Here is a 2,877-nt window from a genome sequence, read left to right as displayed (position 1 = left end):
GCTCCGGAGGGAATAATCCCTTCCCCGCTAGAGTTGAGTAGAGTAGACTCAAGTTAAATGACAGGCACGAGCGCATGCGTGCGATTCATGGTTTCTTGCCCAAGGGACCACCACCTGACCAAAGCAAGGAGATGCTGTGGACACCAAATTCACTACCAAGTCTCAAGAGGCACTGGCCGCAGCGGCCACGAATGCCTCAACCGCGGGAAACCCGCAGATCGAACCGGCACACCTGCTCAAGGCGCTGATGGATCAACGCGAGGGCGTAGCCGTGGCTGTGCTCATTGCCACCGGCGCCAATGTGGACGCTGTCTCGGCCAAGGCCAGCACCATTATCAGCCAGCTGCCCAGCGCATCGGGTTCGCATACCGCGCAGGCCCAGCTCAATCGGGCGGGGCTCCAGGCGCTGCAGACTGCCGAGAACTACGCCCGCGAACTAGGGGACGACTACGTTTCCACCGAACACCTGCTGTTCGGTATTGCCTCCGGCAATGACAAGGCGGCCAATGCGCTTGAGGAGGCCGGGGCCGGACCGGAAGAGCTGCGCCGGATCATCCCCACGGTCCGTGGTGACCGCCGCGTGACGAGCCCTGACCCGGAAGGCACCTTCCAATCGCTGGAGAAATTCGGTACGGACCTCACCGCCATTGCCCGTGAGGGCACGTTGGATCCGGTGATCGGCCGTGATTCCGAGATTCGCCGCGTGGTGCAGGTGCTGTCACGCCGCACCAAGAACAACCCTGTCCTGATCGGTGAGCCCGGTGTGGGTAAGACCGCCGTGGTCGAGGGGCTGGCTCAGCGGATGGTTGCCGGTGACGTGCCGGAGTCCCTGCGCGGTAAGACCCTGATCTCCCTGGACCTCGGTTCAATGATCGCCGGCGCCAAGTACCGCGGTGAATTCGAGGAACGGCTCAAGGCCGTGCTCGACGAGATCAAACAGTCAGAGGGTCAGATCGTGACCTTCATCGACGAAATCCACACCGTGGTGGGCGCCGGAGCTTCCGAGGGTTCCATGGACGCGGGCAACATGCTCAAGCCCATGTTGGCGCGCGGTGAGTTGCGGTTGATCGGGGCCACCACCCTGGATGAGTACCGCGAGAACATTGAGAAGGATGCCGCGTTGGAGCGCCGCTTCCAGCAGGTCTACGTGGGCGAACCGTCCGTGGAAGACACCGTGGCCATCCTGCGCGGGCTCAAGGAACGCTACGAGGCCCACCACAAGGTGCAGATCGCGGACTCCGCGTTGGTTGCCGCGGCCACGCTGTCCAACCGCTACATCCCCAGCCGGCAGCTGCCGGACAAGGCCATTGACCTGGTGGACGAGGCCGCTTCGCGGTTGCGCATGGAGATCGATTCCGCTCCGGAGGAGATCGACCAGCTGCGCCGTCAGGTGGACCGCTTGACCATGGAGGAACTGGCCCTGGCGGACGAGACGGACCCGGCGTCCGTCGAACGTCTTGCCGCGCTGCGCCAGGACATGGCGGACAAGAAGGCCGAACTGGATGCGCTCAATGCGCGTTGGGAGGCCGAAAAGGCCGGCCTGAATCGCGTGGGCGACCTCAAAGCCAAAATCGACGATCTGCGTTCACAGGCCGAGCGCGCACAGCGCAACGGTGACCTGGGTGAGGCTTCGCGGCTGCTCTACGGTGAGATTCCGGGCCTGCAGAAGGACCTCGATGCTGCGCAGGCTCAGGAGGAGGCCGGTGACCAGCACGAGGACACCATGGTCTCGGAGGAGGTCACAGCGGATGACATTGCCGAGGTGATTTCCGCGTGGACGGGTATTCCCGCGGGCAGGATGCTGCAGGGCGAGTCGGAGAAGCTGCTCCGCATGGAAGAACTGCTCGGCAAGCGCCTGATTGGTCAGAAGCCCGCGGTCACGGCGGTTGCGGATGCCGTGCGCCGTTCGCGTGCCGGGATCTCGGACCCGGATCGCCCCATTGGTTCGTTCCTGTTCCTGGGGCCCACGGGTGTCGGTAAGACGGAGCTGGCCAAGTCCCTGGCGGACTTCCAGTTCGACGACGAACGCGCCCTGGTCCGGATCGACATGTCCGAGTACTCGGAGAAGCACTCCGTCTCGCGTCTGGTCGGTGCCCCTCCGGGTTACGTGGGCTATGACGAGGGTGGTCAGCTGACCGAGGCCGTGCGGCGTCGTCCGTATTCGGTGGTTCTGCTGGACGAGGTGGAGAAGGCCCACCCCGAGGTCTTCGACATCCTCCTGCAGGTCCTCGATGACGGGCGCCTGACCGATGGCCAGGGCCGCACCGTGGACTTCCGCAATGTGATCCTGATCCTGACCTCGAACATGGGTAGCCAGTTCCTGGTGGACCAGAATCTGGATCTGGACGCCAAGAAGGAAGCGGTCATGAACGTGGTCAACGCCTCGTTCAAGCCCGAGTTCCTGAACCGGTTGGACGACATCATCATGTTCGATCCGCTGTCGGTGGAGGATCTCGCCAAGATCGTGGACATCCAGGTTGCGCAGCTGGCCAAGCGGCTTGAACAGCGCCGCCTGACCCTGGACGTCACCCCCGCGGCCAGTGAGTGGCTGGGCCTGGCCGGTTACGACCCGGCCTACGGTGCCCGTCCGCTGCGTCGCCTGGTGCAGCGCGAGATCGGCGATCGCCTGGCCCGCGGCCTGCTCGCCGGCAACATCACCGACGGGGACACCGTCCGGGTGGACGTCGATCCGGACGTCGCCGCGGACGGTCTCACGGTCACGTCCTCGCACGACGACGCCGCGGGCTCACCGTCCAGCGGCCACGACGACGACATCCTGGACGCGGAGATCGTCGACGACTGATCCGTCAGGGTGAGGCTGCGGCGTCGGCCCGGCCTCCCCGATGAAACACCGCGCCGGTGGCGCCCTGACAAGGG

At 64.8% G+C, this 2,877-nt stretch carries 1 protein-coding gene; it reads left to right on the top strand.

All coding sequences use genetic code 11. The features are described 5' to 3' along the window. Positions 1–136: 136 nt before the first annotated feature. Positions 137–2,803 (top strand): ATP-dependent chaperone ClpB, encoded by a 2,667-nt coding sequence (gene clpB / locus Q4E95_RS12450; RefSeq protein WP_303383605.1) that lies wholly within the window; start codon positions 137–139, stop codon positions 2,801–2,803. Positions 2,804–2,877 lie beyond the last annotated feature (74 nt).

Origin of the sequence: Kocuria sp., assembly GCF_030536815.1 — a bacterium.
GTDB classification, from domain to species: domain Bacteria; phylum Actinomycetota; class Actinomycetes; order Actinomycetales; family Micrococcaceae; genus Kocuria; species Kocuria gwangalliensis.
Note: the sequence above shows the minus strand (reverse complement) of the source record. Positions and strands in the feature narration are given on the sequence as shown.